The 17,599-nt window shown below is 59.4% G+C and carries 16 protein-coding genes; 11 read left to right on the top strand and 5 right to left on the bottom strand.

Annotated elements, in window-relative coordinates; translation table 11 throughout:
* Position 1: 1 nt before the first annotated feature.
* The 3 genes from GZH79_RS12335 to GZH79_RS12325 all read right to left on the bottom strand — a co-directional run bounded on the left by GZH79_RS12335 (position 2) and on the right by GZH79_RS12325 (position 3,193).
* A complete protein-coding gene (locus GZH79_RS12335; protein ID WP_249219172.1) occupies positions 2–889 on the bottom strand; it encodes a carbohydrate ABC transporter permease in 888 nt (295 codons plus the stop codon).
* Between the two features lie 49 nt (positions 890–938).
* Positions 939–1,862 carry a sugar ABC transporter permease gene (locus tag GZH79_RS12330; RefSeq protein WP_211644222.1) on the bottom strand — a complete coding sequence of 308 codons (924 nt, stop codon included), beginning with the start codon at positions 1,860–1,862 and terminating at the stop codon, positions 939–941.
* Between the two features lie 101 nt (positions 1,863–1,963).
* A complete protein-coding gene (locus GZH79_RS12325; RefSeq protein WP_211644083.1) occupies positions 1,964–3,193 on the bottom strand; it encodes an ABC transporter substrate-binding protein in 1,230 nt (409 codons plus the stop codon).
* 165 nt (positions 3,194–3,358) lie between these two features.
* Between GZH79_RS12325 and GZH79_RS12320 the strand changes: the two genes are divergently transcribed.
* A complete protein-coding gene (locus tag GZH79_RS12320; protein WP_211644082.1) occupies positions 3,359–4,384 on the top strand; it encodes a LacI family transcriptional regulator in 1,026 nt (341 codons plus the stop codon).
* 7 nt (positions 4,385–4,391) lie between these two features.
* Here the strand turns inward: GZH79_RS12320 and speB are convergent, their stop codons facing one another.
* Positions 4,392–5,369, bottom strand: coding sequence for an agmatinase (speB, locus tag GZH79_RS12315; protein WP_211644081.1), 978 nt, complete (start codon positions 5,367–5,369; stop codon positions 4,392–4,394).
* A gap of 171 nt (positions 5,370–5,540) precedes the next feature.
* On the opposite strand from speB, the gene GZH79_RS12310 reads away from it, so the two are divergent.
* The 7 genes from GZH79_RS12310 to GZH79_RS12280 all read left to right on the top strand — a co-directional run bounded on the left by GZH79_RS12310 (position 5,541) and on the right by GZH79_RS12280 (position 13,174).
* Positions 5,541–6,578 (top strand): LacI family DNA-binding transcriptional regulator, encoded by a 1,038-nt coding sequence (locus tag GZH79_RS12310; protein WP_249219150.1) that lies wholly within the window; start codon positions 5,541–5,543, stop codon positions 6,576–6,578.
* 115 nt (positions 6,579–6,693) lie between these two features.
* On the top strand, positions 6,694–8,016 hold the full coding sequence (locus tag GZH79_RS12305; RefSeq protein WP_211644080.1) for a sugar ABC transporter substrate-binding protein: 1,323 nt from the start codon (positions 6,694–6,696) through the stop codon (positions 8,014–8,016).
* Between the two features lie 137 nt (positions 8,017–8,153).
* Positions 8,154–9,020: a sugar ABC transporter permease gene (locus tag GZH79_RS12300; protein ID WP_211644079.1), complete on the top strand. Its 867-nt coding sequence runs from the start codon at positions 8,154–8,156 to the stop codon at positions 9,018–9,020.
* Between the two features lie 13 nt (positions 9,021–9,033).
* On the top strand, positions 9,034–9,864 hold the full coding sequence (locus GZH79_RS12295; protein ID WP_211644078.1) for a carbohydrate ABC transporter permease: 831 nt from the start codon (positions 9,034–9,036) through the stop codon (positions 9,862–9,864).
* A gap of 48 nt (positions 9,865–9,912) precedes the next feature.
* Positions 9,913–10,917 carry an ATP-binding cassette domain-containing protein gene (locus tag GZH79_RS12290; RefSeq protein WP_211644077.1) on the top strand — a complete coding sequence of 335 codons (1,005 nt, stop codon included), beginning with the start codon at positions 9,913–9,915 and terminating at the stop codon, positions 10,915–10,917.
* On the top strand, positions 10,914–11,684 hold the full coding sequence (locus GZH79_RS12285; protein ID WP_211644076.1) for an L-iditol 2-dehydrogenase: 771 nt from the start codon (positions 10,914–10,916) through the stop codon (positions 11,682–11,684). The genes GZH79_RS12290 and GZH79_RS12285 overlap by 4 nt, the downstream gene beginning before the upstream one ends.
* 20 nt (positions 11,685–11,704) lie before the next feature.
* Positions 11,705–13,174, top strand: coding sequence for a mannitol dehydrogenase family protein (locus tag GZH79_RS12280; RefSeq protein WP_211644075.1), 1,470 nt, complete (start codon positions 11,705–11,707; stop codon positions 13,172–13,174).
* A 4-nt stretch (positions 13,175–13,178) separates the two neighbouring features.
* Here GZH79_RS12280 and GZH79_RS12275 read toward each other — a convergent pair whose 3' ends face one another.
* Positions 13,179–13,751, bottom strand: coding sequence for a hemerythrin domain-containing protein (locus GZH79_RS12275; protein ID WP_211644074.1), 573 nt, complete (start codon positions 13,749–13,751; stop codon positions 13,179–13,181).
* A 257-nt stretch (positions 13,752–14,008) separates the two neighbouring features.
* Between GZH79_RS12275 and GZH79_RS12270 the strand changes: the two genes are divergently transcribed.
* From GZH79_RS12270 to GZH79_RS12260, 3 genes are all read left to right on the top strand, one after another.
* The gene (locus GZH79_RS12270; RefSeq protein WP_211644073.1) at positions 14,009–15,640 is read left to right on the top strand and encodes a peptide ABC transporter substrate-binding protein; all 1,632 of its coding nucleotides are present in this window, start codon (positions 14,009–14,011) and stop codon (positions 15,638–15,640) included.
* Positions 15,641–15,726: 86 nt separating this feature from the next.
* Positions 15,727–16,650 carry an oligopeptide ABC transporter permease OppB gene (oppB, locus tag GZH79_RS12265; protein ID WP_211644072.1) on the top strand — a complete coding sequence of 308 codons (924 nt, stop codon included), beginning with the start codon at positions 15,727–15,729 and terminating at the stop codon, positions 16,648–16,650.
* A gap of 11 nt (positions 16,651–16,661) precedes the next feature.
* Complete coding sequence (locus GZH79_RS12260; RefSeq protein ID WP_211644071.1) at positions 16,662–17,588, top strand: ABC transporter permease subunit; 927 nt, start codon at positions 16,662–16,664, stop codon at positions 17,586–17,588.
* Positions 17,589–17,599: the final 11 nt, after the last annotated feature.

The following is a 17,599-nucleotide window of genomic DNA, read 5'->3' as shown; positions in this document are numbered from 1 at the left end:
ATTATCCTTTGACAGCACCCGCAGCGATGCCGCGCACGAAAAGTTTGCCGGAGGCGAAGTAGATGACCAGCGGCACAAGCCCGGTCAGCAGGGTCGCCGCCATGTTCACGTTGTATTCCTTGACCCCTTGGACAGAGTTGACGATGTTGTTCAACTGCACGGTCATGGGGTAGCGATCGGGCGACGAAATATAGGTCACGCCAAACAGGAAGTCGTTCCAGATGCCCGTCACCTGAATGATCACGGCCACCACGAAGATCGGCAGCGACATCGGCAACATGATCCGGAAAAAGATCGCCCAGAACCCGGCACCGTCGACGCGGGCGGCCTTGAACAACTCTTCGGGGATGGATGCGAAATAATTACGGAACAACAGCGTGTTGATCGGCATGCCAAAGGCCACGTGCACCAGCACCAGCCCGGTCAGCGACCCGTAAAGCCCCGCTTCGCGCAGCAGGATCACGATTGGGTACAGCATCACCTGATAGGGGATGAAGGCACCGATCATCAGGATGGTGAAAAACACCTCTGACCCGCGGAATTTCCACATCGACAGCGCATAGCCATTGATCGATGCAATCGCCACCGACAGGATCAGCGACGGGATCAGGATGCGCACCGAATTCCAGAACCCGCGCGACAGGCCATCGCAGTTAATCCCGGTGCAAGCCTCTTGCCATGCCTTGACCCAGGGCTGGAACGTCACTTCTAGCGGTGGGGCAAAGATATTGCCCACACGGATTTCGGGCAAGCCTTTCAGCGATGTCACGATCATCACGTAAAGCGGCAGCGCGTAATACAGTGCCACGACGAACAGCGTGCCGTAGACGATGATATTGGCGCGGCTGAACCGGTTTTTGGGTTTCGCGCCGCGCGGGCCATCAATCATGCGATAGACGGGATGTTCCGCCGATTTGGTGGCGGCAAGGATACCGATATCAGCCATTCTTGCGGCCTCCGAATTCGAGATAAGCCCAAGGGATCAGGATGATAAAGACCATCACCAGCATCATGGTCGATGCGGCAAAGCCCTGTCCCAGATTCTGACCGCCGAACATCGCGGTCATGACGTATTTGGCGGGCACCTCGGAACTGATGCCGGGTCCGCCGGATGTCTGGGCGACGACCAGATCATACAGTTTCACGATTCCTGCCCCGATCAGCACCAGAGAGGTCACGAAGACCGGGCGCATCATCGGGATGATGATCCGGATATAGGTTTTGACGGTGCCGATCCCGTCGACGCGGGCGGCTTTCCAGATATCCTCGTCGATGCCGCGCAGACCGGCCAGCATGATGCACATGATCAGCCCGGTTCCCTGCCACAGCCCGGCGATCAGCAGGCCGAACATGACGATTTCGGGGTTGTTCAGCGGGTCGAAATTGAATGACGTCCAGCCCCATTCGCGCACCACGTTCTGCAACCCCAGTTCGGGGTTCAGAATCCACTGCCAAACCAACCCGGTGACGATGAACGACAGCGCAAAGGGATACAGAAAGATCGACCGGAACACGGCCTCTCCGCGGATCTTGCGGTCCAGCAGGGCTGCAAGGGTGAACCCCACGACCAGCGTGCCGATCAGGCTAAAGAACCCATAGATCGCCAGATTTTCGATCGACACGATCCATTTGCGCGACGACCACAGGCGTTCGTATTGTGACAGCCCGTCCCAGTTCAGTCGGGGTAACAGGCCAGAGCTTGTGAATGAATAGACGATGGTCCAGATCGTGCCGCCAAGAAAGATCACGACGGCTGTAAAGATCAGCGGCATCAGCGCGAGCTTGGAGGAAAGATTGCGGAAAAGGCGCATAGGCCTGCGCGTCACCGCGCTGCGCCCGGCGTCGGGGCGGCTGTCAGTCATGGTCATGGAACCCTCCAAGGGTTGGCTGGATCGGCCGATGGGCATCGCGCCGTCAAGGAAAGAACGGGCCGCAAATGGCGGCCCGTTCCGGTGCGGTGTCGTTATTCCGCAGACGCGATGATGTCGGAATACTGTTCCTGAACTTCTGCCGGGGTCATGGCAGGTGTGTTCCAGAATTCGGTCATCAGGTCGTTGAGCTGCGTGATCGTGTCCGGTGCAAGGAAGGTTTCACCGTTCGGGACGATGTTGCCATTGGCCAGCAGGTCCAGACCCTTTTGCGTGCACTCGTTCACCGATGTCAGGTCGACATCGCCGCGGATCGGCAGCGATCCCTTGGCAGAGTTGAACGAAACCTGCACTTCGGGGCTGAGCAGCAGGGCTGCCAGCTCTTTTTGTGCGGCTTCGATTTCGGGGTCGTCCTGCTTTGGAAAGTAGAACGCATCGCCGCCGGTATCCAGAATCGCGACTTCGCCCAGACCGGGCAGGCAGGAATAATCCTCGCCCGCGACTTCACCGGCCATGGCGAATTCGCCCTGTGCCCAGTCGCCCATGATCTGCGCGCCTGCGGTGTCGTTGATGACGGCCGCAGTCGCCTGGTTCCAGTCCTGCACGTTCAGACCGTCGGAAAATTCACGTGCGGCACCAAACGCTTCGAAAACACGGGCATAGTCCGGTCCCATGACTGTTTCCGCGTTCTTGTCGCGGTTGACTTCCAGCCATGCCTCTTCTCCGGCCAGTGCCAGCGCCATCACGCCAAACGAACCGTTCTGCTGCCAGGACTGACCGCCCATCGCCAGCGGGGTGATCCCTGCCTCTTTTAGGGCTGGGGCGGATTCAGCGAATTCCGTCCATGTGGTCGGCACGTCCAGCCCGGCGTTGGCATAGGCGTCGTTGGACAGCCACATCCACTGCCAGGAATGGATATTGACCGGCGCACAATAGATGCGGCCATCGACGGTGCAGGCATCCAGCAATGCTGGGGGGGTCACGATATCGGCCCAGCCTTCGGCTTCGGCGACGTCGGTCAGGTCAAGCAGCAGACCGGCCTCGATCAGTTCTTCGGCCTGTCGACCGTGGTTGAACTGAAATGCAGCGGGTGGATCGCCACCGATGATCCGGCTGACCATGATCGGACGCGCGGTATCGCCGCCACCGGCGATTGCGCCGTCGATCCATGTATTGCCGGTCGCGGACCAGGCTTCTGCAAACTTGGTCACGGCAGCGGCTTCACCGCCTGACGTCCACCAGTGCATCACCTCTAGATCGGCGGCGCTGACGCCGGTCGCGGCACAGATGGCCGTCGCAGAAAGTAACTTTGTAGTCAGCTTCACGATTGTCTCCTCCCAGAATCTAAATCGTTGTAGGAAGGCTACTCTGAAGTTGTTTGCGCAAACAAGACTATTTTTTAGCAACTATAAAAAATATGAAGAAGCACATGAAAAATTGGCAAATGTCCGCGCCTGACTGATATGGACGGTGAACCAGAGGGGTGCCGCATGGACGATCTGACGCCTTCAAAACGGCGATCACCGACGCTGAAAACGATCGCGGGCCTGACGGGTCTTGCAGTCCCGACCGTGTCGCGTGCGCTGTCGGGCGCATTGGATATCAGCGAAGATACCCGCGCCCGTGTGCGCGCCGTCGCGGATGAAATCGGCTATGTTCCGAACCGGGCAGGGGTGCGGCTGCGGACCGGGCGCACGAATGTCGTGTCACTGGTCATGTCGACCGAACATGACGTGATGAACCACACCGCCAAACTGATTTCATCGGTTGCAGCCGGACTGCGCAACACCCCGTTCCATCTGATCATCACCCCATATTTTGCGGACGAAGACCCGATGAAGCCGATTCGCTATATCGTGGAAACCGGGTCGGCGGATGCCGTCATCTTCAACCAGATCAAACCGGAAGATCCGCGCGTCCAGTATCTGTTGGACCGCAAATTCCCGTTTGCGACCCATGGCCGATCCGCGCGCTGCGATGAACATGCGTGGTTCGATTTCGACAATGCCGCGTTTGGGCAACTGGGCGTGCGCACACTGGCGCGGCGGGGGCGGCGCAAACTTGCGCTGGTCGCACCGCCGATTGATCAAAGCTATGCGCAGGCGATGGTGGCCGGATGCAAGGCCGAGGCCGCAGCACAGGGCGTCGATCTGATGGTCGTCACCGGTTTCAACAGTGATTCGCCCGTCACAGACGTGCAGGCAAAATTCGGCGCGCTGCTGCAAGGCAAGGACGTGCCCGATGGCGTCATCACCGGATCGACCAATTCGGCGCTGGCCGTCGGTGCCGCGCTGCTGGCCAATGGCCTGACCATGGGGCACGACGTTGATATCTATACCAAAGAGGCGCTGAATTTCATGCGGCGGGTCTGGCCAGAGGTTCTGGCAATTTCCGAAGATGTATCCGCCGCCGGTGATTTTCTGGCGCGGGCCGCAATGGCGCAGGTCATGGACCCGGATGCCCGGCTGATGCAGTATCTGGACAAGCCGACCATGGCCGATATCTGCCGCGATTGAAGCCGGATTAGAACACGATATCGGACCGTGGTGTCGTGGCCGTGCGCGGCACACCCGGCAGGGCACACAGCATTTCGAACAACAGGCCCGCACCCGCGACGGCAGTGTTTCCAGCCATATCGTAGGGTGGCGACACTTCGACCAGATCGGCCCCGACGATGTTCAGGCCCGCGCAACCACGCACAATTTCCATGCCCTGCGGCAATGTCAGCCCACCGATTTCCGCCGTGCCCGTGCCGGGTGCATAGGCGGGGTCCAGACTGTCGATATCAAAGCTTAGATAGACAGGCGCATTGCCGATCCGGTCCCTGATCTGTGTCATCAGGGGGGCAAGCGATCGGAACCAGCACGCTTCTGCCGGGATGACGGACCACCCCCGGTCGCGGCCCCAGTCGAAATCGGCAGGCGCATATCCGGTCCCGCGCAGGCCGATCTGAAACACCTTGTCGTCGATCAGGCATCCGTCTTCGTGGGCGCGGCGGAACGGGCAGCCATGCGCCACTTTTTCACCGAACATATCGGCGTTTGTGTCGGCGTGGGCATCAACGTGGATCAGGGCCACAGGCCCGTGTTTGTCCTTGATCGCGCGCAGGATCGGCCAGGTCAGCGTATGATCGCCGCCCAGCGTCAGCGGGATCACGTCATGGGTCAGGATCGACTGATAATGGTCTTCGATGATCTGGACGGACTTTTTCAGATCAAAGGTATTGATCGGCACATCCCCGATGTCGGCAACCTGCAAGCTGTCGAATGGTGCCGCACCCGTCGCCATGTTGTAGGGGCGCAGCATCCGGCTTTCATCGCGGATCTGGCGGGGTCCCAGACGTGTGCCGGGGCGATTGGATGTACCGGTGTCAAGCGGCACACCAATGAAACAGGCGTCCAGTCCGGCGGCGCTGTCCTGTGCGGGCAAGCGCATCATCGTGGCGGGGCCGCCGAAACGTGGCATGGCATTGCCACCCAGCGGCTGGTTGTGGTCAGTCATCGTTCTCTGCCTTGTCAGGGTCTGCTGGCCGCGAGTCTGGCAAAGGTCGACGCCCGCAGCAACAAAGGCCGAGCCGGGCGCGCAGGAAATTACTTTACTGGCGTAAAAAAATGGAATGAGATTTGTTTTGCCGTCGTGGTTCCTTTATCCACGCCAAAAGGAGTCCGCGCCATGAATCGCCCCGAAATTCACACGATGGAAGAATTGTCAGTCGCCATTGGCGTGTCGCGTCCCACCTTGTCGCGCTATTTCCAAGACCCTACCAGCGTCAGCCGATCCTCTGTCGAAAAGATCGAACGCGGGCTCACGCGGGTCGAATATGTGCCCAACTTCTTTGCGACGCGGATGAATCGAAAATCGACGGGCATCATCGGCGTGATCATCCCTTATCTGAACGACCTGTTCTTTACGCAACTGCTGGAATCGGTCGAACGTGCGGCGATGCATGCGGGCTTTACCGTCATCACGCAGTGTTCCCATTCGGACCCACTGACCGAATCCCGGGCCGTCGAAACGCTGCTATCCATGAGCGTGGATGGCGCGATCGTCACCCCATTGGGGGAACAGACCGACCTGCGGGCCTATGCGCGGCTAAAGGCGAAGCTGCCGTTTGTTTTGATGGATTCGCGACCGAAAACGCTGATGGATGTTGATTATGTCGGGTCGGACCATCTGCAGGCCACTGGCGCCATCGTGGATTACCTGTGCCGGGTGGGTCCGCCGCCGGTTTTTCTGGCGATGCCACCGGGCAACTTTAACGCAGGCGAACGTGAACGTGCCTATCGCAAGCGCATGACCGAACTGGGCCACGAACCCGTGGTGTTCGCGCAGACCCAGATCGACGATCTGTCGCATTACGAAGAACACGGGCTTGCAGCGCTTGGCGCGGCCTTTTCCAAAGGGCAGTATCTGGATCAATCGATCCTGTGCGTGAACGACCGTGTGGCAATCGGTGCGTTGCGTGCCGCGGCGCAATACGGTTTGGAACCGGGCGCGCAGCGCCGCGGCGGGCTGAGAATCGCAGGGCATGATGATTACCCGCTTTGCCCGTTCACGGTCCCTGCGCTGACCACGGTGGCGCAGAATGTCGGTGCCATCGGGCAGGCCGCAATAGAGCGTCTGATTTACAAAATGCAGAACCGGAACCTACCGCTTGAACAAGAAGTTAGGTTGATAGACAGCGAATTGAAGATCCGTCAATCCGCCTGATGGCAGCTGCCGTACGGGCGTTGCAGCACCTTCACGGCCAAAAATTGTGTTGACGCACGCTTGGCCGCCCGCTTAGTCTTAACGCGTGTAAAAAATTCTTGGGAGGGAATCCAAAATGACAAAGCACTTTTTGCTCGGTACTGCCGGAGGTCTGGCATTGACTGTCGGTCTGGCGTCGGCGGCTGCGGCACAGTCCACCACGCTGACCATTGCGACCGTGAACAACGGCGACATGGTCCGGATGCAGGGTCTGACTGACGATTTCAGCGAACAGAACCCCGACATCCAGCTTGAATGGGTGACACTCGAAGAAAACGTTTTGCGCCAGAACGTGACCACCGACATCTCGACCGGTGGCGGTCAGTATGACGTGATCACCATCGGCACCTACGAAGTTCCGATCTGGGCACAAAACGACTGGCTGGTGTCGCTGTCCGACGGCATGTCCGAAGACTGGAACGAAAGCGATCTGCTGCCTGCCGTCGCAAGCGGGCTTAGCGTCGACGGCGAACTTTACGCCGCACCGTTCTACGGTGAATCGTCGATGGTCATGTATCGTACCGACCTGATGGAAGAGGCCGGGCTGGAAATGCCCGATGCGCCAACGTGGGAATTCATCCGCGAAGCTGCAGCAGCCATGACCGACCGCGAAAACGACATCAACGGCATCTGCCTGCGTGGCAAGGCCGGCTGGGGCGAAAACGCGGCCTTCCTGACCGCCATGGCGAACTCTTTCGGGGCACGCTGGTTCGACGAAGACTGGAACGCTCAGTTCGATTCCGAAGCATGGTCGAACACCCTGAACTTCTATCTGGACATGATGGAAGAATCCGGTCCCGCCAGTGCTGCCAATAACGGGTTCAACGAGAACCTGACGCTGTTCCAGCAGGGCAAGTGCGGCATGTGGATTGATGCGACTGTCGCGGCCTCTTTCGTGACCAACCCCGACGACTCTCAGGTTGCGGACAAGGTCGGTTTCGCACTGGCACCCGACAACGGTTTGGGCAAGCGTAGCAACTGGCTCTGGGCGTGGTCGCTGGCGATCCCGTCGTCTTCGGACAACGTCGATGCTGCCAAGACCTTCATCTCTTGGGCCACGGGTCAGGGATACTCGGAACTGGTTGCTGAAAACGAAGGCTGGGCCAACGTCCCACCGGGTACACGCGCCTCTCTCTACGAGAACCCAGAGTATCTGGCCGCTGCCCCGTTTGCACAGATGACGCTGGACAGCATCAATTCGGCTGATCCGACCAACCCAACTGTCGATCCGGTCCCGTATACCGGCGTGCAGTTCGTCGCGATCCCTGAATTCCAGGGCATCGGCACGCAGGTCGGTCAGCAGTTCTCTGCCGCGCTGGCAGGACAGCAGTCCGCCGAGGAAGCGCTGGCAGCCGCACAACAGCTGACCACCGAAGAAATGGAAGCAGCGGGCTACTAAGCCGCAGTTTCATCACCAGTCCGGGGGCGGCTTTGTCTGCCCCCGGCACATGCTTAGCAGCAAAAATTCAGGTGTTTTCGCAGGCCGTCGCCATGGCCTTCGCAAGGTCCTGACCCATTCTGTCGGAGGAGGCCATCATGGCGACAGAACATTCCAAGGCAGCCGCACGGATCATGATCGCCCCAGCCGTTTTCGTGCTGCTGGTGTGGATGTTGGTGCCGCTGTGCATGACGCTGTATTTTTCGTTCGCCGATTACCGACCGTTGCGCGCAACGTTCGAGCCGTGGATCGGCTTTGACAACTATGTCTCGTTCTTCACGTCGTCTTCGTTCATATCGTCGGTAGTCACCACATTGCAGATGGTGGGCGGCATCCTGTGCATCACGATTGTCGGGGGGGTCCTGCTGGCACTGTTGCTGGACCAGCCGATGTTCGGGCAGGGGATCGTACGTATTCTGGTCATCGCGCCGTTTTTCGTCATGCCGACCGTGTCTGCACTGGTGTGGAAGAACATGTTTTTCAACGTCGATAACGGTCTGTTTTCCTATCTTTACGCGGCACTGGGCCTGCAGCCCTATGATTTCCTGTCACAGGCGCCGCTGCTGTCGATCATCGTGATCGTCGCGTGGCAATGGTTGCCGTTTGCCACGCTGATCCTGTTGACGGCGGTGCAGTCGCTGTCATCCGAACAGCTGGAAGCCGCCGAAATGGATGGCGCGCCGGGCCTGTCGCGGTTCTGGTATATCATCCTGCCGCACCTGTCGCGCGCGATCACCGTGGTCATCTTGATCCAGACGATTTTCCTGCTGTCGATCTTTGCGGAAATCTTTGTGACGACCAATGGCGCATTCGGCACCCGCACGCTGACCTATCTTGTCTATCAGCGCGTTCTGGAAAGCCAGAACATCGGTCTGGGCTCTGCCGGGGGCATCATCGCTGTCATCCTTGCCAACATCGTTGCGCTGTTCCTGATGCGTATCGTCGGCAAGAACCTCGATAACTGAAGGGAACCGGATCATGGCACGCGCAATCACGACACGCAAAAAGATCATGTGGACCGCCCTGTCATGGGGCATCGGCCTGCTGATCTTCTTTCCGATCCTTTGGACGTTTCTGACCAGCTTCAAATCCGAAGCGACGGCCATCGCGGACCCGCCCGTCTGGTTTCTGTTCGACTGGACGACGGTGAACTACACCGACGTGCTGGAGCGGTCGAATTATCCGCTGGCGCTGACAAATTCGATCATCATCGCATTGGGTTCCACGCTGCTGGGCATCATCATCGCCGTCCCTGCCGCATGGGCCATGGCGTTCGTGCCCGGCAAACGGACCAAGGACGTGCTGCTGTGGATGCTGTCGACCAAGATGCTGCCCGCCGTCGGCGTGCTCTATCCGCTGGTGCTGATCGCAAAATACTTTGGTATTCTGGACAGTCGGATTCTGATGGTGGTGATCCTGATGCTGATCAACCTGCCGATCATCGTCTGGATGCTGTACACCTATTTCCGCGAAATCCCGGTCGACATTCTGGAAGCGGCACGGATGGACGGGGCGAACCTGAAGTCGGAAATCCTGTATGTGCTGACGCCGATGGCGCTGCCGGGGATCGCATCGACCATTCTGCTGAACATCATTCTGGCGTGGAACGAAGCGTTCTGGACGATCCTGCTGACCACCGTGTCGGCAGCACCGTTGACAAAATTCATCGCCAGCTTTTCCGCCCCCGAAGGACTGTTTTACGCCAAACTGTCGGCGGCTTCGATGATGGCCATCGCACCGATCCTGATCATGGGTTGGTTCAGCCAGAAACAACTTGTCCGGGGTCTGACTTTTGGCGCCGTCAAATAACACCCTGATGTCGCGCAAGCGCCAGAGTTAGCAAAAGGAGCACCGCTCATGGGTCGTATCACACTTGAAAACGTGCAGAAGAAATTTGGCGACGTCGAAGTCATCCCGCCATTGAACCTGACGATCGAGGACGGCGAATTTGTCGTATTCGTCGGTCCATCGGGCTGTGGCAAATCCACCCTGCTGCGGCTGATCGCGGGGCTAGAGGACGTGACGGGTGGCGAAATCCGCATTGATGGCAAACCCGCCACAGACCTGCCGCCCGCCAAACGCGGGCTGGCGATGGTGTTCCAAAGCTACGCGCTATATCCACATATGTCGGTGCGCAAAAACATCGCGTTTCCGATGAAAATGGCGGGCATGGATCAGGCCGAACAGGACCGCCGCATCGCCAAGGCGGCCACGGCGCTGAACCTGACCGATTATCTGGACCGCCGTCCGGGCCAGTTGTCGGGTGGCCAGCGCCAGCGCGTCGCCATCGGGCGGGCCATCGTGCGCGAACCGGCCGCGTTCCTGTTCGACGAACCGCTGTCGAACCTTGATGCGGCGCTGCGTGTCGGCATGCGGATGGAAATTTCCGAACTGCACAAGTCGCTGGAAACCACCATGATCTATGTGACCCACGATCAGGTCGAAGCCATGACCATGGCCGACAAGATCGTCGTGCTGCGTGCGGGTCATATCGAACAGGTCGGCAGCCCGCTGGAATTGTACAAGGCACCGCGCAATGTCTTTGTCGCGGGCTTCATCGGCAGCCCCAAGATGAACTTGCTCGCGGGCGCGCATGCGGACCGGCACGACTGCGCCACGATGGGCATCCGGCCCGAACATCTGGATGTCGTCGATGGCGGCGGCACCTTTAGCGGCCGTGTCGGCATCGCTGAACATCTGGGGTCGGACACGTTCTTTCACGTGCATGTGGACGGCATTTCCGAACCGATGACTGTGCGCGCGGGCGGAGAGATCGGCCTGACACATGGCGACACGATCCATCTGGAACCGCAAGCCGACAAAATCCATCGTTTCGATGCACAGGGGCTGCGGATCGCATGAAACTTGACGGCAAATCTGCCCTGATTACCGGTGCCGCGCGCGGAATCGGCCTGGGGTTCGCACAAGCCTATGTTGCCGAAGGTGCGGTCGTGGCCATTGCGGACATCAACCTTGACGCAGCACGCGAAGCGGCCGCCGGGATCGGTGCGGGCGCCTATGCGGTGCAGTTGGACGTCAGCGATCAATCCAGCATCGACGCAGCCATCGCCGCGGTCGTGGACCGCACTGGCAAGCTGGATATCCTTGTCAATAACGCCGCCCTGTTCGACGCCGCCCGCACTGTCGATATCACACGCGACAGTTTTGACAGGCTATACGCGGTCAATATCGCAGGTACGCTGTTCACCATGCAGGCCGCCGCGAAACAGATGATTGCACAGGGTCACGGCGGGAAAATCATCAACATGGCGTCGCAGGCCGGTCGGCGGGGCGAACCGCTGGTGCTGGTCTATTGTTCGACAAAGGCGGCGGTGATTTCCATGACGCAAAGCGCAGGACTGGACCTGATCCGCCACGGCATCAACGTGAATGCCATCGCGCCCGGCGTCGTGGACGGTGCCCACTGGGATCACGTCGACGCCATGTTCGCCACACTAGAAGGCAAGGCCAAAGGCCAAAAACGCGCAGAGGTCGAGGCCGGCGTGCCTGCCGGTCGCTATGCACAGCCATCCGATCTTGCGCCGATGGCGGTTTTTCTGGCAAGCGCCGACAGCGATTACATCGTAAGCCAATGTTACAACGTCGACGGCGGCCAGTGGATGAGCTGACGCCGGAAAGGACCATTCCCATGACCATTCAACTGTCCGATGCAGCACTTTCCGATTTGCCCGAAAGCGTGCGGCGCCCGACCTATGACCGTGCCGCGCTGACGCCGGGGATCGTGCATATCGGGCTGGGCAATTTTCACCGTGCGCATCAGGCGTGGTATCTGCACCGTCTGATGGACATGGGGTTGGCGCACGACTGGGCCATCGTCGGCGCCGGTGTGCGTGCGCCCGACGCGGCACAGCGCGACCGTTTGCTGGGCCAGGACTGTCTGACCACACTGATCGAACTGGACCCCGCCGGCAAATCTGCCGAAGTCATTGGGTCGATGATTGATTTTCTGCCGGTCGAGGACGGCAACGGCGCGCTGATCGCGCGTATGTCCGACCCGGTCATTCGGATCGTATCGCTGACCGTGACAGAAGGCGGCTATTACCAGACTGCCGATGGCGGATTCGATGCGGACCATGACGACATACGACATGATGCGGCGCATCCCGATAGCCCGCGCACCGCTTTTGGCGCGATGGTGGCGGCCCTGCGTGCGCGTCGTGCGGCGGGGGCAGGGGCGTTCACCTGTCAGTCCTGCGACAACCTGCAGGGCAACGGCCATATCCTGCGCCGGACCGTCGTCGGGCTGGCGCGTATGACCGACACTGACCTTGCCGATTGGATCGACACGAACGCCACGTTCCCAAATGCGATGGTGGATTGTATCGTGCCCGCGACCGGCCCGGCAGAGCTGGCGCTGGTGCGCGAATTCGGTGTCGCGGACAATGCGCCGGTCACGCACGAAAACTTTCGCCAATGGGTGATCGAAGACGCGTTTTGCGCCGGACGGCCCGACTGGGACAAGGTCGGCGCGACCTTTACCCACGATGTGCACGCGTTCGAGGCGATGAAGCTGCGCCTCTTGAACGCGGGTCATCAGATCATATCCAACGCGGGCGAATTGCTGGGCCTTGCAACCATCGCCGAATGTATGGCCAACCCGCAGGTTCACGCCCTGTTCCGCAAGGTAGAGGAAGACGAGATCGTGCCGCACGTCGCAGCCGTGCCGGGCATGACCCCGCAGGCATACGTGGATCTGATCGACCGCCGTTTTTCCAATCCCGAAATCCACGACACGGTGCGCCGCGTCGCCTTTGACGGATCATCGCGTCATCCGGGTTTTCTGCTGCCCGTTGTGCGTGACGCATTGAAAACCGGCACATCGATCGACGGTCTGGCCCTGGTCGAGGCGTTGTGGGCGCGGATGTGCGAAGGCACCCGCGAGGATGGCAGCACAATCGCCGCCAACGATCCGCATTGGGACGCGCTGGTGATCGCGGCACAGGCGGCACGTTTGGACCCGCAGGCTTGGCTGGCGCAGACGCGGTTTTACGGCGACCTGTCGCAAAACGCCGCGTTCGCCGCAGCCTTCGGCGCGTGGCTGGCTTTCATCCACGAACACGGGACCGCCGCAGCACTGGCGCGCTACACCGGGGTTTAGCGCGTCAGCCGCCGAGATCGTCACTGCCGAATTTCAGGATCACCGGCACGATCAGTTCTTCTTCGTCGACCAGATGGCGGTTCAGCAGGCGCGCCATTTCGTTCAGGCGGTCACGAAACGCGCCCGCCTCGTTTTGCAGGCGGTCGCGGTCGTCGATCTGGCGAAGGGTTGCGTTCGCGCCTTCGGCAAAGGCGTTCAGATGTCCGTCCAGCGCGTGGTGGTCGGCGTCCAGAATTTCAAATCCTCTGGCGATGCGATCATCCTTCAGTTGCAGCCGGGGGAAGTAATGAGAATCCTCTATCATGTGGTGTTCGTGCAGCCCGTTCACGAACATCCCGCCATAGCGCGACAACTGTCGGGCAAACCCCTGCGGGTCGTCCTTGCGATCCAACAGGCGTTCCGTGCCCGACTGCATTTCAGCCATCAGACGGCGGAACATCATGTGACGGTCCAGCCAAAAGCTGATCAATCCGTTGAACCCGGGGTCGCGTGTCCAGCCTTCGCGGGGGTAGCTGTCCAGTAGTACGCGCAGCGCATCGGGCAGTCCGTCGCGGGATTCGAGCGAAAGATCGGTCATTGCAGAATGTGTCCGTGGTCAGAAGAGTAAGATCATTAATCTATGTGGTCGAATTAAGAGCGTAAATTGCGAAAAATCATTCATCTGATGTGCAATAAAATAAGTGCCGCGACGTCAGGGCGCAGTCACGCCGATGCGATCAACCAGGGCTTGCAACCTTGTCCAAATGGTCAAAAGATAACCCATCGCCGCGACCAATTCGTGCACGACCCATCCGACACAGGGCGAATAACAGCCCGCTGACAGGGGAGAATCCCATGACCATGACCAAACGCCAACTGATGGCTTCCACCGCCGCCGTGCTGATGCTGACAGGCACCGCAGGCTTTGCCCAGAACGCTGTTCCCGAAGGCACGGAACTGGCCGCAGAGCAAACTTTTATCTACCGCGTCGGTGACGAAAGCCCGTCCTATGACCCCGGCAAAGTCGAAGACGTCGACGGCGCTGACGTCGTGCGTGACCTGTTTGAAGGTCTGTATAATCAGAACGAAGCCGGCGAACTGGTGCCGGGTGTGGCGCTGGATCACACCGTATCCGACGACAACCTGACCTATACGTTCAACCTGCGCGATAATGCCAAATGGTCGAACGGTGAACCGGTGACCGCTGCCGATTTCGAATACGCGTGGAAACGCGCTGCATCGCCCGAATTGGCCAGTCCCTATGCGTGGTTCATCGAACTGATGTCGCTGGAAAATGCCTCTGCCGTTATCGCGGGTGAAATGGAACCCGATGCGTTGGGCGTCACCGCCATCGACGATACCACGCTAGAGGTCCGCCTGTCGCAGCCGCTGCCGTATTTCCCGCAGATGCTGACGCATGGCACGACATTCCCGGTGTTGCAGTCGAACGTCGAAGAATTCGGGTCGGACTGGACCCGCCCCGGCAACATGGTGTCGAACGGCGCCTACGTGATGTCCGAATTCGTTCCCGGCGAACGTCTGGTCCGCACGCGCAACGACCAATACTGGGACAACGAAAACACCACGCTTGATTCCGTCACAAAGCTGGTGATCGCGGATGAAAACGTGGCCCTGACCCGTTATCTGGCCGGAGAGCTGGACCGCACCGACGTGCCCGCAGGCCAGTTCCCGCGCCTGTCCGAACAATACCCCCAGCAAGCCATGAGCGTGCCAGAGGCGTGCAGCTATTACTATATGTTCAACCTGCGCGACAACGGACCAGAAGAATTCAAGGACCCCGCCGTGCGCAATGCGCTGTCGATGGCCATTGACCGCGACATCATCGTGGATGCCGTGCTGGCTGGCGGACAAAAGCCTGCCTATTACTTCACGCATTGGGCCACTGCCGGGTTTGAACCGCCCACCATCCCGATGGCCGACATGACGCAGGAAGAACGCAACGCCGAAGCAAAGGCGCTGCTGGAATCCGCTGGTTTCGGTCCCGACAACCCGCTGACGGTTGATCTGGTCTACAATACGTCTGAATCGCATCAGGCCGTCGCCGTGGCGATCAGCCAGATGTGGAAACAGACGCTGGGTGTCGAAACCACGCTGTCCAATCAGGAATGGCAGACGTTTCTGGATGCGCGTGGCACCGGTGACTTTGACGTGGCCCGTGGTGGCTGGTGTGCCGACTACAACGAAGCATCGACCTTTCTTGATCTGATGCAGTCCGGATCGGGCTACAACGATTCCAAATATGTCAACGAACGGGTCGACGAACTGCTGGCCACCGCCAAAACGTCCGAAGACCCCAACGTCCAATATACGGAAATCGAAGAAATCATCGCCGAAGAAACGCCGGTGATTCCGATCTATCACTACGCCGCCGTGGACATGTTGAACGAGCAGATCAAGAACTGGCCGGTCAACAACTTTGAACAGAACTGGTATTCCAAGGATCTGTACAAGGTCGCAGCGGAATAATCCCGCGCTACCTGAACGCCGTGCCTTCGCAAGCCGGGGGCACGGCGTAACTGTTTTATGGCAACAATTCGCGGGATGTCCGGCGCATGTTCAGCTTTATCCTTCGACGGCTCGCGATTGCGGTTCCAACGCTTTTGATCCTTGTCGTCCTGTCGTTCATCCTGATGTACGCGGCCCCCGGCGGCCCGTTCAATTCCGAACGCCCGCTGCCCGCACAGGTGCTGGCGAATATCGAAGCGAAATACGGGCTGGATCAGCCATTTTGGAAACAGATCGTCAACTACGTCTGGAACGTGGTGGTCCATTTCGATTTCGGACCCTCGTTCCAATACGAAGACCGCAGCGTCAACGACGTAATCGCGCAGGGCTTTCCCGTGACGCTGACCTATGGCTTTTGGTCGTTCCTGCTGGCCGTGGTCGTGGGCGTCGGTCTGGGGGCTGCGGCGGCGATCAAGCAGAACAGCTGGCTGGATTATCTGGCCGTCGGCATCAGCATCGGCGCGCAGGTTTTGCCGAACTTCGTGATGGCGCCGATCCTGCTGCTGATCTTTACGCTATGGCTGGGCTGGTTACCGGGCGGCGGCTGGAACGGCGGGCAATGGGAATATCTGGTCATGCCCGTCATCGCGCTGTCGACATCCTATATGGCGTCCATCGCGCGGATCACGCGGTCGTCCATGCTCGAAGTGCTGAATTCGAACTTTATCCGCACGGCCAAAGCCAAGGGGCTGCCGATGCGGCGCGTCATTTTCAAGCACGCGCTGAAGCCCACGATGCTGCCCGTCATCAGCTATCTGGGACCGGCGTTCGTGGGCATGATCACCGGATCGGTCATCATCGACATCTTCTTTTCCACCGGTGGGATCGGGGTGTTTTTCGTGAATTCCGCGTTTAACCGCGACTATTCCGTCATCATGGGCATCACCATTCTGGTCGGTGCTTTGACGATCCTGTTCAACCTCGTGGTCGATATCCTTTACGCGTGGATCGACCCGAAAATCCGGTATTGAGGGAGGCACCGATGCCAGCCTATTCATCCGACGCCGAACGCCTGATCGAGGTGTCCCATCTGGCCGAAGTGCAGGGCCGGTCGCTGTGGGCCGATGCGCGCAGCCGGTTCGTGCGCAACAAGGCCGCGATGGCCGGGGCATTTATCCTGATCGTGATCGCGTTCTTTGCGCTGTTCGGTCAGCTGATCGCGCAATACGAACGCGACATGATCGATTTCACGCTGATCGGTGCGAACATGCAAAAAGGTGTGCCGTCCATCGAAACCGGTCATTATTTCGGCACCGATTCCAGTGGGCGCGACCTGTTTGCGCGCGTGGTGCAGGGCACGCAGATTTCGTTGATGGTCGGCATCGTCGGTGCGTTGGTCGCGGTCATCGTCGGCACGCTTTACGGCGCGGTTGCGGGCTATGCGGGCGGGCGCACCGATGATGTGATGATGCGGCTTGTCGACGTGCTGATGTCGATCCCGTTCATGTTTGTGCTGATCCTGATGCTGGTGATCTTCGGGCGGTCTATCTTTATGCTGTTTCTGGGGATCGGTCTGATTTCGTGGCTGGATATGGCACGGATCGCGCGTGGCCAGACACTGAGCATCAAGAACAAGGAATTCGTAGAGGTCGCCCACGCCACTGGCGTCGCCCCGTTCAAGATCATCATGCGCCACATCGTGCCGAACCTGCTGGGGATCGTGATCGTCTATGCCACGCTGCTGGTGCCGCAGATGATCATCTTTGAATCCTTCATCAGCTTTTTGGGGCTGGGCGTGCAGGAACCCAACACGTCGCTGGGGGCGCTGATCTCTCAGGGGGCGTCGAACATGGCTTATGGCGTGCTGTGGCAGCTGTTCTTTCCGCTAGGGTTCTTCGTCCTGACGATCTTCGGCTTCTTCTTTGTGGGCGACGGCCTGCGCGACGCACTCGATCCCAAGGATCGGTAACAACACAGGAC

The organism is Loktanella sp. SALINAS62, assembly GCF_018263905.1.
Taxonomy (GTDB): Bacteria; Pseudomonadota; Alphaproteobacteria; order Rhodobacterales; family Rhodobacteraceae; genus Loktanella.
The sequence above is the reverse complement of the archived record's forward strand: the minus strand, read 5'-3'. Positions and strand labels throughout refer to the sequence as shown.